We start from the raw sequence: 16081 nt of genomic DNA, 5'->3' as shown, positions 1-16081 counted from the left end.
TCGCCCGCGGGGAGGGGGCTCCACCCGCACCACCGCACCAGCCACCACCACCCGGAACGAGGACGACATGCGCAGGAACGAGGCCCCCGCCCCGCGTCCCGCGCACGGCCGTCGCTCCGCGCGACCGGCGCGGCGCAGCCCCCTCCGCGCCGCCTGGCTCACCACCGGCCTCCTCGCCGCCGTGGTCGTCGCCTCCCTCGCCGCGACGGGCGGCAGCTACGCCCTCTGGAACGGCGCCGCCAGCACGAAGCCCGCGAGCGTCACCAGCGGGACGAGCGGGCTCGTCGTCACCCAGCAGTCCGCCCTCGACTCCTCGAAGCTCCTCCCGGGGCAGAGCACCCTCGGCACCTTCACCGCGAAGAACACCGGGACGATAGCCTTGGACGTGGCCATCTCCACCCGAGGCACCTCCTCCAACAGCGCCTTCCCCGGCGAGCTCTCGCTGCGCCTCGGACCGGTCGCCACCACGGCCGACTGCGTCCACGGCGCCACGACGTTCTCCGGCCGCCCCGGCCAGCTGCACACGCCCAGCGGGTTCGTCCGCATCCAGCCCGGCGCCTCCTCGGTCGTCTGCACCGAGGTCCTGCTCGACACGGACGCGCCGCAGAGCGTCCAGGGATCCACCGCGCAGCTCACCTTCGCCATCGTCGGCACGCAGGTGCAGCCGTGAGCCGCACCCGCCGTCCCTGGGGGCGCGCGCACGCCGCGCTCCTGGTGGGACTCACCGTCCTCCTCGTCGGGCTCGGCGCCACCGCCGGCCACGCGCTCTGGGCGTCGTCGACCTCCACCAGCGCGAACGTCGCGAGCGCCAGCGTCGCCGTGACGGAGAGCGGCTTCGACCGCCTCGCGGGCGAGCTCACCTCGCAGAGCCCGAGCCGCACCGCGACGGTCCTCGTCACGAACACGGGATCCACCCGCGACTCGTGGACCGGCACCATGGCGGCGCCCACCTCCTCGACGAACGACCAGTACTTCGCGCGCAACGTGCGCGTCGTCGCCTGGGCCGCGAGCGGCTCGAGCTGCACGGCCAGCACACCCGTCGGCTCTGGTGCCTCCACCGCCAACTGGGTGGTCCCGCCCACGCTGTCCGGGACGCTGTCCCCGGGCGCCTCGGCGACCTGGTGCGTGCGCACCACCGCGACCGCGTTCCCCCAGGACGCGGCATCCGTCACGGCCACGCTCACGACCGTGCTGGGATCCGGCAGCTGGACGGGTCGCGACACCGCGACCGCGAAGCAGACCACCCCGGCACCCGCCGTCACCGGCGGCTTCCGATGCGAGCCGACCGACGGGAACTGGTACGTCTTCGTCGCCTGGGACACCTCGGTCGCGTCCTCCGACTCGAACTACGGCGTCATGGTCAACGGCACGCGCATCGCCACGTCGCAGGGCTCCTACGGCAAGGCCGCCATCACGCGCGACCAGGTTCCGTCGACGCTCGCGGCCGACGGCACGGTGCCCGTCTCCGTCGACCTCCTCGACGGCAACGGCGCGAAGGTCCGCCAGGTCGCCAACGGCACGGTCGTCGCCTTCCAGCAGAGCGGCGCGCGCGGCTTCCGCTGCTCCTGATCCCGAACCGACCCGGACGACAGACCATGCCCCGCCTCCTCCCCCGCCTCCGCGCACGGCACGCCGACGCTCTCGCGCGCCCCGCGGACGACCTCGCCCCCGTCGAGCTCGAGGCCGGCACCCGGCCCCGCGGCGGCGTCACGCAGCTCGCCCGCTCGGCGGCCGTGGGGCTCAGCGTCGGGATCCTGCTGCTCGTCATCGCGCTCGCGGCCGTGCTGCTCGTGGTGCCGAAGGTCTCGGGATCCGTCCCGCTGACGATCCTGACGCAGTCGATGGAGCCGACGCTCCCGCCGGGCACGCTCATCGTGGTGCGGCCCGTGGACCCCGACGCGCTGGAGATCGGCGACGTCGCGACATACCAGATCCGCTCGGGCGACCCTGCCGTCATCACCCACCGGATCACCGCCATCGCGTCCGCCTCCGACGGCACGCGATCCTTCACCTTCAAGGGCGACAACAACGCCTCCCCCGACTCGCTGCCCGTGACGCCCGGACAGATCCAGGGCGAGGTCTGGTACTCGGTGCCGCTCGTCGGCTGGGCGAACCAGGCCGTCAACGGGCAGGCGCGCAGCTGGATCATCCCCGCCGCGGCGGTCGCGCTCCTCGCCTACGCGGCGGTCACGATCATCACGGGCGCCGTGCAGACCCGGAAGAGGCGCACCGCGTCGGCCGCGGCGGACGTCGTGGCGGAGGGCGACCACGTGCACTCCGACGCGATGGCGGCGGGCGTCGCCGAGGCCGCCCGCGTGGATCCGTCGCACCCGGGCGTCGACGCGACCGAGCCTGCCCCGGCGGCCGTCCGCACCCGGGGGCGCCACCGCGGCTGATCAGACGGGTCAGACGTGCCGGTGCTCGGGGCCCTCGTCGAAGAGGAGCACCGGGCGGCCGGCCTCCTCGCGCTCGACGACCAGCATCCAGTTGCGTCCCGAGGGCAGGATGCCTCGGCGGAGCTTCGCCGGCGACGGCACCCGCTCGAGCACGCCGTCCGGGAGCGTCCGTCCGGCCCCGCGCGACTCCGGGATCCGCGCGCCGGAGCACCAGGAGATGCGCCACGCGCACCCCTCGTCGAGCCGTGCGGCGACCTCGTCGCGCGACAGCGCATCGTGCGGTCCGTGTCCCATGCCCCGAGGGTGTCAGCCGCGCCTGATCCGGCGCGCGATCCGCCCCCACCCGGACGACGGACGGCCCGGCCGCTCCCCGCGTGAGGGAGCGGCCGGGCCGAGAGCCGTGCGCGTCGCGGGTCAGCGCCCGGAGCGCCGCTTGCTGTAGACGTCGAAGGCGACCGCGAGGAGCAGCACCAGGCCCTTGATGACCTGCTGCCACGCCGCGTCGACCGACAGGATCGACAGGCCCTGGTTGAGCACGCCCATCACGAGGCCGCCGATGACCGCGCCGACCACCGTGCCGACGCCGCCCTGCACGGCAGCGCCGCCGATGAACACCGCGGCGATGGCGTCGAGCTCGAAGCTCTGTCCGGCCGAGGCCACCGCGGATCCGGCGCGCGCCGTGCTGACGACGCCCGCGAGCCCGGCGAGCAGTCCCATGTTCACGAAGATGAAGAAGTTGACCCAGCGGGTCTTGACGCCCGACATCATCGCGGCGAACAGATTGCCGCCCATCGCGTACACGTGCCGGCCGAAGACCGTGCGCGTGAGGAGGAACGAGTAGAGCAGCACGAGCGTCGCCAGGATGATCAGGATGATCGGCGTCCCGCGGTTGTACGCCAGCAGGTAGCAGAGGTACATGATCGCGAAGACGGCGATGGCGGTGCGGATCCAGAACGAGACGCCCCTCTCGCGCGGCAGCTCGAGCTTGCGGAGCGTCGCGCGGGTGCGCAGCTGCTGCACGACGAGCGCGACCGACACGAGCGCGCCGATCCCGAGCGTGAGGAGGTCGGGCGCGCCGGTGGTCGGCAGGTTGCCGGATCCGATGGAGTTGAACTCGGCCGGGAGCCCGGAGATCGTGCCGCCCGTGAGGAGCACGAGCGCGACGCCGCGGAACACGAGCATGCCCGCGAGCGTGACGATGAACGCCGGTATGCCGACGAACGCCACCCAGAAGCCCTGCCACGCGCCGATGAGCGCGCCCACCACGAGCGACAGCACGACCGCGGTCCCCCACGGCAGCCCCCACTCGTTCATGCTGAGCGCGGCCACGGCGCCGACCGTCGCGACGACCGAGCCCACCGACAGGTCGATGTGGCCCGCGATGATCACGATGACCATGCCCATCGCGAGGATCAGCACGTAGGCGTTCTGCTGGATGAGGTTCGCGACGTTGCCCGGGTAGAGCAGGCGCCCCTCGGTGAGGATCTGGAACAGCAGGATGATGACGGCCAGCGCCGCGAGGATCCCGTACTGGCGGAGGTCGATGCGCCGGCGCGGGCGCTTCTTGACGGCGTCCGGCGTGGGGACGTTCGGCGCGGTGGCCTGCTCGGGCATGACGGTCACTGGTCGACTCCTGACTTCCGGCTGGCGGTCATGTGCCGCATCAGCTCCTCCTGTGTCGCGTCGGCCCGGGAGACCTCCGCGGTGAGCCGCCCCTCGGCGATCGTGTAGATCCGGTCCGAGAGGCCGATGAGCTCGGGCAGCTCGGAGGAGATGACGATGACCGCCTTCCCCTCGGCCGCGAGCTGGTTGATGATGCTGTAGATCTCGTACTTCGCCCCCACGTCGATGCCGCGCGTGGGCTCGTCGAGGATGAGGACGTCGGGACCCGAGTAGATCCACTTGCTGAGCACGACCTTCTGCTGGTTGCCGCCGGACAGCTTGCCGACGACCCCCGAGACGTCGGGCGTCTTGATGTTCATCCTCTTGCGGTAGTCGTCGGCGACCGCGTACTCGCGGTGCCGGTCGATCACGCCGAGCCGGACGAGCTTCGAGAGGGCGGCGGCCGAGACGTTCACCGTGATGCTGCCGATGAGGTTGAGCCCGTAGCGCTTGCGGTCCTCCGTCGCGTAGGCGATGCCGTTCTTGATGGCCTCGATCACGGTGCGGGTGCGGATCTCCTTGCCGTCCTTGAAGATCCGGCCGGTGATGCCGGTGCCGTACGAGCGCCCGAAGATGCTCATCGCGAGCTCGGTTCGACCTGCGCCCATGAGGCCGGCGAACCCGACGACCTCGCCCGCGCGGACGGTGAAGGACGCGTCGTCGACGACGATCCGGTCGACGTCGACGGGGTGGTGCACGGTCCAGCCCTCGACTCGGAGCTTCTCCTCGCCGATGTGCGGGTCCCGCGGCGGGAACTGCGCGTCAAGCGGCCGGCCGACCATCGCGCGGATGATGCGGGTCTCGATCTCGTCGGAGTCGGTGACGGGGAACGTCTCGATCGTCTTGCCGTCGCGGATGACGGTGACGTCGTCCGCGATGGCCCGGATCTCGTTGAGCTTGTGGCTGATGATGATGCTCGTGATGCCGTCGTCGCGCAGCAGGCGGATGAGGCCGAGCAGGTGCGCGGAGTCGTCGTCGTTGAGCGCGGCGGTCGGCTCGTCGAGGATCAGCAGCTTCACCTCCTTGGAGAGCGCCTTCGCGATCTCCACGAGCTGCTGCTTGCCGACGCCGAGCTCGAGCACGCGCGTCGCCGGGTTCTCGTCGAGGCCCACGCGCCTCAGCAGCTTGACGGCCTCGAGGTTCGTCCTGTTCCAGTCGATGACGCCGCCTCGCGACATCTCGTTGCCGAGGAAGATGTTCTCCGCGATGGAGAGGTAGGGGCTGAGCGCGAGCTCCTGGTGGATGATGACCACGCCGTCGCGCTCGCTGTCGTTGATGGATCCGTAGCGGACCTCGCGGCCGTCGATGGTGATCGTGCCCTCGTAGGAGCCGTGCGGGTACACGCCGCTGAGCACCTTCATCAGCGTCGACTTGCCCGCGCCGTTCTCGCCGCAGATGGCGTGCACCTCGCCGCGGCGGACGGTGACGTCCACGCCGTCGAGGGCGCGCACGCCCGTGAACTCCTTGACGATGCCGGTCATCTGCAGGATGACGTCGTCCATTGCTGCTCCTGGTTCCCGTTCGGGTCGGTGGCGCGTACCGGATCGGCGCGCGCCGGGTGGAGACGGATGCGCGGCCGACGGGCGCCCGGCGTGGTGCCGGGCGCCCGTCGGCCGCAGGTCGGGCTACAGGCCGACGTCGGACGCCTTGAGGAAGCCGGAGTCGATGAGCACGGACTGCACGTCGTCCTTGACGACCACCTGCGGGTCGAGGAGGAACGACGGGACGACCTTCTTGCCGTTGTCGTACGACTTGGTGTCGTTGACGGTGACCTCGTCGCCCGCGACGATCTCGCCGATCATCTTCTGGACCTGGTCGCCGAGCGCCCGGGTGTCCTTCCAGACGGTCATGGACTGCTTGTCGTCGAGGATCGCCTGCACGTTCGCCTTGTCGGCGTCCTGGCCGGTGATGACGGGCCAGTCGGCGCCGGGCGCGTAGCCGGCGCTCGCGAGCGACGCCTCGATGCCGAGCGCGAGGCTGTCGTTGGGCGAGAGGACGACCTGGACCTTCTGGCCACCCGTGTAGAACGACTGCAGGCGGTTGTCCATCTCGGCCTGCGCGTCGTCGGATCCCCAGCCGAGGATGCCGATGGCCTGCCAGTCGGCGCTCGTGGCCGGCGACTTGCCCGAGGGCACGGTCAGCTTGCCGCTCTCGACGTAGGGCTGGAGGACGTCCCACGCGCCGCCGAAGAAGAAGCCCGCGTTGTTGTCGTCGGGGCTGCCGGCGAAGGGCTCCATCGTGATGGGGCCGGTCGCGGTGTCCAGCTCCAGCTGGTCCTTGATGAACTCGCCCTGGAGCTGGCCGACCTTGTAGTTGTCGAAGGTGGCGTAGTAGTCGACGGCCTCGGTGCCGTTGATGAGGCGGTCGTAGGCGATGACCGTGACGCCCTGGCTCTTCGCGTCCTCGAGGGCCGGGCCGAGCGTCTTGCCGTCGACGGCCGCGACCACGAGGATCTTGGCGCCGCCGGCGACCTGGTTCTGGATCTGGCTGATCTGCGCGTCGGTCTTGTTGTCGGCGTACTGGAGGTCGACGGTGCAGTCGTCGCCCTCGAGCTTGGTCTTCAGGCCCTCGCCGTCGTTGATCCAGCGCTCGAGGCTGCGCGTGGGCATCGAGATGCCGACGTTGCACTCGGTGCCGGCCGCGGCATCGCCGCCGTCACCGGAGCCGGTGTTGGTGGCGCCCTGCGGCGCGCACGCGGTCATGCCGACGGCGACGCCGGCGAGGAGGAGGAGGGAGCTGATCTTTCGTGCGTTACGTCCGGATGCCATGGCGGCGGGTCCTCTCGGGTGGCCCGTCCGGGTCGTGCGGGCACCGGGCGGTCGCGTCGTCGCGAGGGCCCGAGTGCTCCGACGCGTCCTCGGGTCGGGTGCTGGTGCGGTGAGTGCTGGTGGTGGTGCGGGTTCCGTGCGGGGCGACCCTCGGCGGAGCGGCCGGGTCGCGGCGGTCCGTGCGTTTGTCGTCGGTCAGAACTTATCCATTTCCGCAGCCGCCGATACGGCTTCCGGGAGACGTTATCCAAGCGTTACCGCGGGTCGCCCTCGGACGGGGGCGGCGGCACGGCGGGCGGTTCAGCCGCGCGTGGGGCGGGCGGCGGCGGGCAGCAGGCCGAGCTCCATCGCGAGGGTGACCGCGCGGGTCCGGTCGCCGACGCCGAGCTTCTCGAAGACGTGCAGCAGGTGCGTCTTGACGGTCGCCGGAGTGACGTGCAGCTCCCGGGCGATGCGCGCGTTGGTGCGGCCGGCGGCCACGAGCGCGAGCACCTCGGTCTCGCGCGGGCTCAGGGTCGGCGTCGGGGTCGCGGGTCCCGCGGCGGGGCGCCCCACCTGGCGGACCAGCGCGGCGGCGATCGCGGGCGCGAGGGCCACCTCGCCGCGGGCCACCGCGCGGACGCCCGCGAGGATCTCCTCCTCGGGCGCCGCCTTCAGCAGGTAGCCGCTCGCACCCGCCTCGATGGCGGTGAGGATGCTCGCGTCGGTCTCGTAGGTCGTGAGCACGAGGACGCGCACGTCGGGCGCCTCCTCGCGGATCCGCGCGGTCGCGCCGACGCCGTCGAGCACGGGCATGCGGAGGTCCATGAGGACGACGTCGGGGCGCTCGGCGATGGCCAGCTCGACCGCCGCCTCGCCGTCGGCCGCCTGGCCGACCACGTCGATGTCGTCGGCGGAGGCGAGGAGCGCGGCGAGCCCGCCGCGGACGACGGGGTGGTCGTCGACGACGGCGACGCGGATGGGCGCGGGCGTCATGCGCGGGCCCGCGCGGGGGTAGGGGCAGGTGCCGAGTCGGGCGTCGTGGCGGCGTCGTGCGGCTCGACACGGGCCCGCGCGGGTGGGGCGTGCGCGGGGATGCGCGCCGTGAGCCGCGTGCCGTCGGGGCCGCTCGCGACGTCGAGGCGCCCGCCGGCCGCGGCGAGCCGACGCCGCATGCCGTCGAGGCCGTAGCCGCCGGACGCGCGCGCCGGGTCGAACCCGCGGCCGTCGTCGCGGATCACGAGCACGACGTCCCCGCCGTCGCGGTCGAGGACGAGCTCCACGGCGGAGGCGTCTGCGTGGCGGCGCACATTGGCGAGGCCCTCCTGGGCGCAGCGGAGGAGGACGACCTCGGCGTCGCGGTCGACGGATCCGACGCCGGGGTCGGCCCGCACCTCGACCGGGATGCCTGCCTCGCGGGACAGGCGCTCGCCGAGCCGGGCGAGCGCCTGGCCGAGGCCGTCCGTGAGCTCCATGGGCGCCGTGGCCGCGACGATCGCGCGGGTCTGCGTCAGCGCGTCCCGCGCGCCCTCCTCGAGCTCGGCGAGGGTCGCCCCCGTCGCGTCGGCGTCGCCGCCGCGGAGCTCGCGCCTGCCGCGCTGGGCGAGCATGACGAGCCCGGTGAGGTCCTGCGCGACCGTGTCGTGGATGTCGGCCGATAGGCGCTCCCGCTCGCGGGCGGTCCCCGCCTCGCGTCCGAGCTCCTCGACCTGCGCCTGCGCCGCCCTCAGCCCCTCGAGGAGCTCGAGGCGCTCGCGGCTGAGGTCGGCGATGCGGGTGATCCAGAGCCCGAGGGCGATGGTGCCGACGAGGCTCAGCCCCTGCGACAGGGCCATCGTCGGGAGGGCGCCCGGCAGGTCGCCGAAGCCGACCACGAAGCCCACGGCGATGGATCCGGTGAGCACGAGGGTCCCGATGACGGCGTCGCGCACCCGGTCGAGGAGCAGCCAGACGAGCGGGCACAGCACGCACTGGACGACGGCGAAGGACGACAGGCTCGCGACGCCCCAGGTGGCGGCCGGGATGACGAGCGCGAGGAAGACCAGCGCCGTCGGCTCCGGGGGCAGCCGGGCCTCCGTGGCGGCCGCCGCGGCGGAGGCCTCGAGGGCGCGGCGGCCCAGCAGGAGGTACAGGGCGCTCATCGCGGCGATCGCGCCCCACGCGCCCCAGCCGACGTCACCGCCCGAGCCGAGGGCGAGGAGGACCAGCAGCGCCATCGTCACGGCGTAGCCGGCGTGGACGGTGCGGGTCGGGATCATCCCCTGAGCCTGCCATCCCGCCCCGTGGTCGCGCACCGCTCAGGAGTCCCGACGGATCCAGCGGAAGGTGGCGACCGCGGCGATCGTGCCGCCGACCAGCCAGATCGCGAGGACGACCGCGACGCCCGCGAGATCCCACGTGCCGCCGCGCTCGACGGCCGCGAGCGCGTCCGGCAGGAACACGGCGCGCATCCCCTGCGCCATCCACTTCAGCGGGAGGAAGGCCGCGACGTCCTGCAGCCAGGTCGGCAGCATCGTGAACGTCAGGTACACGCCGCTGATGAACTGCAGCACGAGCACGATCGGCGTGATGACCGCCGTGGCCGAGGCGCCGGAGCGCGGGATGCGGCTGAGCGCGATGCCGAGCACGGCCGACGACGTGATCCCGAGCCCGTACACCCACGCGAACGTGGCCCAGCGTCCGGCGTCGGTCGGCAGCTCCACGCCGAACGCGAACCGGGCGACGAGGAGCAGCACGACCACCTGGAGCAGGGAGGTGACGATCACCTGCCCGCCCTTGCCGATGAAGTACGAGAGCACGGGCAGCGGGGATCCGGCGAGCCGCTTGAGCGTGCCGTCGCTGCGCTCCATCGCGATGTCGACCGCGAGGTTCTGCACGCCCGAGAGGAGGATGCCCGCCGCGATCATGCCCGGCAGGTAGTAGGCCGCCGCGCTGACGCCGCCTGACCCGTCGGGCGCCGTGCCGAGGTTGCCGGACGAGCCGAACGCGACCGAGAAGATCGACAGCATGATGACCGGGAAGAGGAACGTGAAGATGATCGTGTCGGTCTGGCGGAAGTAGCGGCGCACCTCGTAGCGGACGCGGTGGATCCCGAGGGGCAGGACGCCGGGGAGGGCGAGGGCGCGGTCGGCGACGGGGCGCGCGGGGCTGAGGGCGGTCATGCCGCCACCCCCTCGGTGGTCGCCGGGGCAGCGGAGGGCGTCGGCGCGTCAGGCGCGTCGGTCGCGCCCGCCTCCGCGAGCAGCCCGAGGTACACGTCCTCGAGGCTCGGCCGGACGATGCGCAGGTCGCGCGGCTCGCCGCCGGGCGTCGCCGCCGACAGGCTCGCCACGAACGCGCCGGGCGTCCGGGTGCGCTCGTCGTGGGATCCGTCGTCGTCGCGCCAGAGCACCCGCGGGATCCGCGCCTCCTCTCCCCCGATCTCGTCGAGCCGGCCGATCGCCACGAGGCTGCCGCCCGCGATCACCGCGGCCCGGTCGCCCAGCTGCGCCGCCTCGTCGAGGTAGTGCGTGGTGAGGAGGATGGTCGTGCCCTCCGCCTTGAGCTCGCGGATGAGGTCCCAGAACCGGTGCCGGGCCTCCGGGTCGAATCCCGTGGTCGGCTCGTCGAGGAAGAGCAGCTCGGGGCGTCCGATGATCCCGAGGGCCACGTCCACCCGCCGGCGCTGACCGCCGGAGAGCGCGCGCAGCAGCGTGCCCGCCTTCTCGGTGAGGCCCACGGCCTCGATGGTGGCGTCGACGTCGCGGGGCCGCGGGTACATCGCGGCGAAGTGCGCGACCTGCTCGCGGACGGTCATCGCGCCGCTCTCGGAGCTCGACTGGAGCACCATGCCGATGCGGGCGCGCCAGGCGCGGCCGCCCGTCGCGGGGTCCACGCCGAGCACGGTCGCGGATCCGCCGGTGCGGAGCCGGTACCCCTCGAGGATCTCGATGGTCGTGGACTTGCCCGCGCCGTTCGGCCCGAGGAGCGCGAACGTCTCGCCGCGGTGGATGTCGAAGGAGACGCCTCGGAGGGCGGTGGTCGTGCCGTAGGTCTTCTCGAGGTCGCGCACGCTCACGTGCTCCTCGACGGCTGCTGTGGTCATGGGTCCAGCCTCGCGCGCGCCGGGCGGGAGCGGAACGGCCGAGCGGTCGATCCGCGGCATCGGCCGATCGGTGGATGCGCGGCGCGGCGCGCAGTGGCGTGCCGATCACCGCACGGGCAGGCTGGACGGGTGACCCCGCTCCCCGGATCCCCCGCGCCCGTCGCCCACGCCGGCCCGACGCCCGCGGCGGAGCGCAGCCTCGCGCCCGACCTGCTCCGCGGGATCGCCCTTCTCGGCATCGCGCTGGCCAACTCCGTCTACTTCATCGCCGGCCGCCCGACCGGTCCGCTCGGCCGCCCGACGGACGGCACCGCGCTCGACCACGTCGCCGACGTGCTCGTGGGCACGCTCGTCGACAACCGCGCGTTCCCGCTGTTCACGATGCTCTTCGCCTACGGCTTCGCGGTGATCCTCAGGCGCCAGGCGGCAGCGGGCGTCGACGGGCCGCGCGCCCGCGGGCTGCTCCTCCGCCGCAGCCTGTGGCTCATGGCGTTCGGGGCGCTGCACGTGGTGCTGCTGTTCGAGGGCGACATCCTGCTGTCGTACGGGATCCTCGGGCTCGGCCTCGCCGCCCTGTACCGCGCGAGCGACCGCGCCTTCCGCGTGCTCGTGTGGGCGCCCGCGATCGTGTTCCTCGTCGTCGCGGGGGCGGACGGCCTCGCGGGCGACGACGGATCCGGCTCCCTCCTCGGCGGCGACGGCACCTTCGTCGGCGACCTGACGAGCCGCGCGGTCGCGCTCGCGGCGCTGCTCGTCGCGACACCCGTGACGGTCGGGGCGCTCGTGCCGCTCGCCGCGATCGGGATCCTGCTCGGCCGCCGCCGCGTGCTCGAGGACCCGGCCGCGCACGTCCCGCTGCTGCGCCGGCTGGCGCTCGTCGGCCTGCCGCTCAGCGTGCTCGGGGCGCTACCGCTCGTGCTCGCGGCGGTGGGCGCGATCGACGCGGATCCCGTGGCGCTCTACCTGCTCGGCGTGCTGCACGGCGCGACCGGGGTGGGCGGCGCGCTCGGGTTGCTCGGCCTCGTGGGTTGGGCGGTCGCGGCGCGTGCCAGGCGCGGGGATGCCGCTCCCGGCCCGGTGCTCCGTGCGCTCGTCGCCGTGGGCCGCCGCTCGATGACCTGCTACCTGCTGCAGTCGGTGCTGTTCGCGATCCTGCTGGAGCCGTGGTCGCTCGGACTCGGCGTCGGCGCGGGGACCGCCCGCATCGCGCTGATCGCGATCGGCGTGTGGCTCGTCACGGTCGCGGTGGCCGTGGCGCTGGAGCGCGTCGGCCGGGCGGGTCCCGCGGAATGGGCGATCCGCCGCCTGGCGTACGGGCGCCCGGCCGCGGGCCCCGCGGGACCCGCGCAGCCGGTCAGCGCGGGATGAGCCCCTCCGCGCGGTAGCGCTCGAACAGCCCGAGGAAGCTGTCGAGCGTGCGGTGGTGCGTGTGGAACCCGGCGAGCCGGCTCTTGCTGATGTCGGTGACGACCTCGATGTCGCGGCCGAGGTCGGCGTCGGTGTGCCACCACGACGCGATGCGGTTCACATCCGACTCCGCGAGACCGGCCTCGCGCGCGATGCGGGCCCACTCGTCCTCGTGGCCGGCCATCTGCTGCTCGAGCGGACGCGGCGCGTCCTGGAAGCCGACGGGCTCGACGCCGAAGTACGCGGCGAGCCGCGGCCACATCCAGCGCCAGCGGAAGACGTCGCCGTTGACCACGTTGAACGCCTCGTCGCGGCCGGCCTCGGTCGTGGACGCCCAGATCATCTGGTCGGCGAGCACGGTCGCGTCGGTCACGTCGGTGAGGCCGTCCCACTGGGTCGCGCTGCCCGGGAAGACGAACGGCAGGCCGAGGTCGCGGCAGATGGATCCGTAGACCGCGAGCGTCAGCCCCATGTTCATCTGGTTGCCGACCGCGTGCCCGATGACGGTGTGGGAGCGGTGCACCGACCACGCGAAGCCCTGGCGCTCCGCCGCCGCGAAGAGCTCGTCCTCCTGCGCGTAGTAGAAGTTCGGGGCCTCGAGGCGCTCCTCCTCCTCGTGGAAGGGGGTGTCGGGCATGTTGCCCTGCCCGTACGCCTCGAACGGGCCGAGGTAGTGCTTGAGGCCGGTGACGAGCGCGGCGTGCTCGACGGGCGCGCCGTCGAGGGCCGCGAGGAGGTCGCGCACCATGCCGCCGTTGACGTCGATGTTCTCCTGCTCGGTGGCCTGGCGCGACCACGCCGTGAAGAACACGTGCGTGGGCTGCTCGCCGGCGAGCGCGCGGCGGAGGTCGTCGGCGGAGCGGAGGTCGGCGCTGATCCAGCGGACGCCCGGGCGGTCGGCGCCGGCGCGGCGGCTGAGGGCGAGCACGTCCCAGCCCTCGGCGGTGAGCTGGTCGACCAGCGCGGATCCGCTGATGCCGGTCGCGCCGACCACCAGGGCCGTGCGGCCGGATCGGTCGGAGCGGGGGGACGCGGCGGGGGCGGGCGTGCGGGCGGGGGTCACTCGGTTCTCGGTCATCCCCTGCCCCAACGGCGAGGAGCCGCCCGGGCATTCCGGGCGGCTCCTCGCGGGCGTGTCGGCGGATCAGGCGGGGTGCGGCCCGTCGACCTCGGCGTCGGCCTCGCCGTCGATGCCGTCGCTGCCGGTGGATGCGGACTGCGTCGCCGCCGGGTCGGCGGGCTCCTCGGCGAGGCCGGCGTCCCGGGTGCGGCGGTCGAGGTCGGCGGCCATGGCCTCGGATCCGCTGTTCCGGTGGTCGTAGGCGACCTGCTCGGCGAGCCCGGCGCGCTTCTCGTCCGCGGTGGCCTCGCCGGCGCCGTCCATGATCGGCTGGTCCTGCTCGTGGGTGCTCATGGTCCGACGGTACGCCGTCCGACCGGGGTGCGGATCCGCGCGGCGCTTGTCGGCTCCCCCGCCGCCTGTCACGCTCCAGGCACACCACCACGCGAGGGAGCGGACATGACGGACAGCGGATTCTCCAAGGACGAGCGCGACGCGATGAAGCAGCGCGCCCGCGAGCTGCGCGAGGAGGCGAAGCTCCAGAAGGCCGCCGACAAGCAGGCCGCCGCGCTGCAGGGCGTGCTCGACGCGTTCGCCGCGATGCCGCCCGAGGAGCGCGCGATCGCCGAGTGGCTGCACGGCATCGTGCTCGAGCACGCGCCCGACCTCGCGCCCAAGACCTGGTACGGCTTCCCGGCCTACGCGGACGCCGACGGCAAGCCCGTCGTGTTCTTCCAGCCGGGCTCGAAGTTCGGCACGCGGTACTCGACGCTCGGCTTCCAGGATCCGGCGCAGCTCGACGAGGGCACCATGTGGCCGACGTCCTACGCGCTGACCGCGGTGGATCCCGCGAACGAGGAGCGCGTCGCGGAGCTGGTGCGGCGGGCCGTCGGCGGCTGAGCCGCTCAGCGCCCGTCGATGATCGACATGAAGCCCGCGAAGGCGAAGACCGCGGGCACGAAGATCAGCGCGGCGCGGAACGCGATCCACGCGAACCAGCCGACGGCGCCGAGGCAGCCCGTGCGGCGGTCGCGGACGTCGAGGCGGCGGCCGTCGGCGGCGATGCGCGGGGCGCGGGGATCGGGAGGCTGCTCGTCGAGGTCGGCCCGCAGCAGGGCGGCCGGCCCGCCGTCGTCGAGCAGGACGCGCTCGTCGCGGTACCGGACCGCGCGACGCCGGATGCGCGCGGCGACGCCATCGAGGATCCGGCCGGTCGCCTCCCACGGCCCCGCCTCGGCGAAGTCGGCGAGCTCCCGGCGGAAGAACACGAGCGTGCTGTCGACCATCTCCACGTCGAAGTCCGCCGCGTCGTCGACGAGCGCCGCCATGACGTCGGGCGTCAGCAGGTAGAGGGCGTCGCGCTCGTACTCCGCGGGCGCGTATAGGCGGAAGTGCCGGTCGAAGTCGCCTTCGAGCGAGAGGCGCTGGCCCCGCCGCACGCTCGCCGGGAGGTCGCCGCCGCGCGCGTCGTTCACCGTCGCATCGAGCAGCAGGTGCGGGAGCGGCACGGGCAGGGTGACCGCGACGTAGGTCCACCCGCTGCGCCGCGCGCGCTTCCGCACGACGTTGCCGAACTCGACGCCCGCGGCCTGGAAGCGGGGGACGACGAGGACCCCGCCCGCGTCCTCCGTGATGAGCGCCCGGAAGGTGCGGCCGCCGCTCGGCTGCGGCGCGAACCCGTTGGCGAGGGCTGTCAGGTGCTGCCGCCACTCCCGCCCGCGGGCTCGCGGCGACGGCGGCCTCGCCGCCCAGCGGTGCAGGAGGCGGGACCCGAGGAGCCAGACGGCGAGGACCACGGCGGCTCCCGCGAGCCCGGCGATCGTCGCGGGCGTGACGGCGCCGTCGCCCGCGCCGTCGGTGACGACGCCCCAGTACAGGAGGACGATGCAGACGTACCAGAGGATCAGCGAGTCGTTCACGTGCGCCAGGACCTTCCGACGCGACGGCACCCATGACGGCCGCGCGCTCTGCCGCACGGTGCGCATCGCCTCCGCGACCTCGTCGTCTGGCGCGCTCAGCCAGCGCAGGTCCATGGGCGTCCCCCTCGTGGATCCAGGCTAGAGGGACGGTCGCGCCCCGATGCCCTCGCCGCCCTCGGGATGGGACCATCTCCCCATGACCGACCTCGCCCGCCTCGGCTTCGCCTCCGTCGACGACCCGGACGAACCGGGCGCCTCGAAGCGCGATCTGACCCTCGATGACGTCGGCGCGGAGGAGGCGCTCACCGATGCGTCCGTGGCGTGGGACGTCCACAGCGCGCCCATGTGGGACGCGCCCGCCTACCTCGCCTCCCTCCTCGGCACCGGACCCTCGGTGGTCGAGGATCTGCCGCCCGGGCGAATCGCCCTGCTCATGTGCACCGCGTGCGGCGACCCCTACTGCGGCTTCGTCGCCGCGGACCTGGTGATCACACAGGACCGCGTCCTGTGGACCGGTGTGCGCTTCGAATGGCCGCCGGGCATGTGGGAGTCCGCGCCGTCGGGCATCACGAGGTGGATGCGACGCCTCCTCGGCCGCGAACGACCCGAGGACCTCGAACCGTGGGCTGCTGAGACCGACCCCGTCCACGAGGACCTGGTCTTCGACCGCGTGCAGTACGAGGCCGCCGTGCGCCGCGAGATCGCCCGGAGCACCGATCCCGGGGCCGGCTCCGCCGCACCAGAGGCACCGCGGGAATGATCCGCCGCCTCATGCGTTTGCATGGACATGGCCCGACCGGGCCGCG

17 protein-coding genes are annotated in these 16081 nt (G+C 73.4%); 6 read left to right on the top strand and 11 right to left on the bottom strand.

What is annotated here, in order from left to right:
* Nucleotides 1–67 precede the first annotated feature (67 nt).
* The 3 genes from K0V08_RS01940 to K0V08_RS01930 are packed head-to-tail and all read left to right on the top strand — an operon-like array spanning nt 68 to nt 2396.
* Complete coding sequence (locus K0V08_RS01940) at nt 68–670, top strand: TasA family protein (protein ID WP_012037935.1); 603 nt, start codon at nt 68–70, stop codon at nt 668–670.
* Nucleotides 667–1569, top strand: a complete 903-nt coding sequence (locus K0V08_RS01935; protein ID WP_079532647.1) for a hypothetical protein — start codon at nt 667–669, stop codon at nt 1567–1569. Before K0V08_RS01940 ends, K0V08_RS01935 begins: the two co-directional genes overlap by 4 nt.
* A gap of 26 nt (nt 1570–1595) precedes the next feature.
* Nucleotides 1596–2396: a signal peptidase I gene (locus tag K0V08_RS01930; protein WP_079532644.1), complete on the top strand. Its 801-nt coding sequence runs from the start codon at nt 1596–1598 to the stop codon at nt 2394–2396.
* 9 nt (nt 2397–2405) lie between these two features.
* Here the strand turns inward: K0V08_RS01930 and K0V08_RS01925 are convergent, their stop codons facing one another.
* The 8 genes from K0V08_RS01925 to K0V08_RS01890 all read right to left on the bottom strand — a co-directional run bounded on the left by K0V08_RS01925 (nt 2406) and on the right by K0V08_RS01890 (nt 10889).
* The gene (locus tag K0V08_RS01925; protein WP_079532642.1) at nt 2406–2690 is read right to left on the bottom strand and encodes a hypothetical protein; all 285 of its coding nucleotides are present in this window, start codon (nt 2688–2690) and stop codon (nt 2406–2408) included.
* A 120-nt stretch (nt 2691–2810) separates the two neighbouring features.
* Nucleotides 2811–4019: a multiple monosaccharide ABC transporter permease gene (gene mmsB, locus K0V08_RS01920; protein ID WP_079532639.1), complete on the bottom strand. Its 1209-nt coding sequence runs from the start codon at nt 4017–4019 to the stop codon at nt 2811–2813.
* Nucleotides 4016–5560, bottom strand: a complete 1545-nt coding sequence (mmsA, locus tag K0V08_RS01915) for a multiple monosaccharide ABC transporter ATP-binding protein (protein ID WP_079532637.1) — start codon at nt 5558–5560, stop codon at nt 4016–4018. The genes mmsB and mmsA overlap by 4 nt, the downstream gene beginning before the upstream one ends.
* Nucleotides 5561–5683: 123 nt before the next feature.
* Nucleotides 5684–6826, bottom strand: coding sequence for a substrate-binding domain-containing protein (locus tag K0V08_RS01910; RefSeq protein WP_079532636.1), 1143 nt, complete (start codon nt 6824–6826; stop codon nt 5684–5686).
* A gap of 300 nt (nt 6827–7126) precedes the next feature.
* Nucleotides 7127–7801, bottom strand: a complete 675-nt coding sequence (locus K0V08_RS01905; RefSeq protein ID WP_079532634.1) for a response regulator transcription factor — start codon at nt 7799–7801, stop codon at nt 7127–7129.
* Nucleotides 7798–9063 carry a sensor histidine kinase gene (locus K0V08_RS01900; RefSeq protein WP_174240320.1) on the bottom strand — a complete coding sequence of 422 codons (1266 nt, stop codon included), beginning with the start codon at nt 9061–9063 and terminating at the stop codon, nt 7798–7800. The genes K0V08_RS01905 and K0V08_RS01900 overlap by 4 nt, the downstream gene beginning before the upstream one ends.
* 39 nt (nt 9064–9102) lie before the next feature.
* Complete coding sequence (locus K0V08_RS01895; RefSeq protein WP_012037926.1) at nt 9103–9966, bottom strand: ABC transporter permease; 864 nt, start codon at nt 9964–9966, stop codon at nt 9103–9105.
* A complete protein-coding gene (locus K0V08_RS01890) occupies nt 9963–10889 on the bottom strand; it encodes an ABC transporter ATP-binding protein (protein ID WP_079533725.1) in 927 nt (308 codons plus the stop codon). Before K0V08_RS01890 ends, K0V08_RS01895 begins: the two co-directional genes overlap by 4 nt.
* A gap of 129 nt (nt 10890–11018) precedes the next feature.
* On the opposite strand from K0V08_RS01890, the gene K0V08_RS01885 reads away from it, so the two are divergent.
* Nucleotides 11019–12257: a DUF418 domain-containing protein gene (locus K0V08_RS01885; RefSeq protein WP_079532629.1), complete on the top strand. Its 1239-nt coding sequence runs from the start codon at nt 11019–11021 to the stop codon at nt 12255–12257.
* Here the strand turns inward: K0V08_RS01885 and K0V08_RS01880 are convergent.
* Both K0V08_RS01880 and K0V08_RS01875 read right to left on the bottom strand, forming a co-directional pair.
* Complete coding sequence (locus K0V08_RS01880; RefSeq protein WP_079532627.1) at nt 12244–13374, bottom strand: SDR family oxidoreductase; 1131 nt, start codon at nt 13372–13374, stop codon at nt 12244–12246. The genes K0V08_RS01885 and K0V08_RS01880 overlap by 14 nt on opposite strands.
* A 66-nt stretch (nt 13375–13440) precedes the next feature.
* A complete protein-coding gene (locus K0V08_RS01875; protein WP_079532625.1) occupies nt 13441–13710 on the bottom strand; it encodes a hypothetical protein in 270 nt (89 codons plus the stop codon).
* A gap of 105 nt (nt 13711–13815) precedes the next feature.
* Between K0V08_RS01875 and K0V08_RS01870 the strand changes: the two genes are divergently transcribed.
* Entirely contained in the window at nt 13816–14256 is a 441-nt protein-coding gene (locus tag K0V08_RS01870; protein ID WP_043587511.1) for an iron chaperone, read from the top strand.
* Between the two features lie 5 nt (nt 14257–14261).
* On the opposite strand, the gene K0V08_RS01865 is transcribed toward K0V08_RS01870, so the two are convergent.
* Entirely contained in the window at nt 14262–15389 is a 1128-nt protein-coding gene (locus tag K0V08_RS01865) for a hypothetical protein (protein ID WP_079532622.1), read from the bottom strand.
* Between the two features lie 82 nt (nt 15390–15471).
* On the opposite strand from K0V08_RS01865, the gene K0V08_RS01860 reads away from it, so the two are divergent.
* The gene (locus K0V08_RS01860; RefSeq protein WP_079532620.1) at nt 15472–16035 is read left to right on the top strand and encodes a hypothetical protein; all 564 of its coding nucleotides are present in this window, start codon (nt 15472–15474) and stop codon (nt 16033–16035) included.
* Nucleotides 16036–16081 lie beyond the last annotated feature (46 nt).

The organism is Clavibacter michiganensis (genome assembly GCF_021216655.1).
GTDB lineage: Bacteria > Actinomycetota > Actinomycetes > Actinomycetales > Microbacteriaceae > Clavibacter > Clavibacter michiganensis.
Note: the sequence above shows the minus strand (reverse complement) of the source record. Positions and strands in the feature narration are given on the sequence as shown.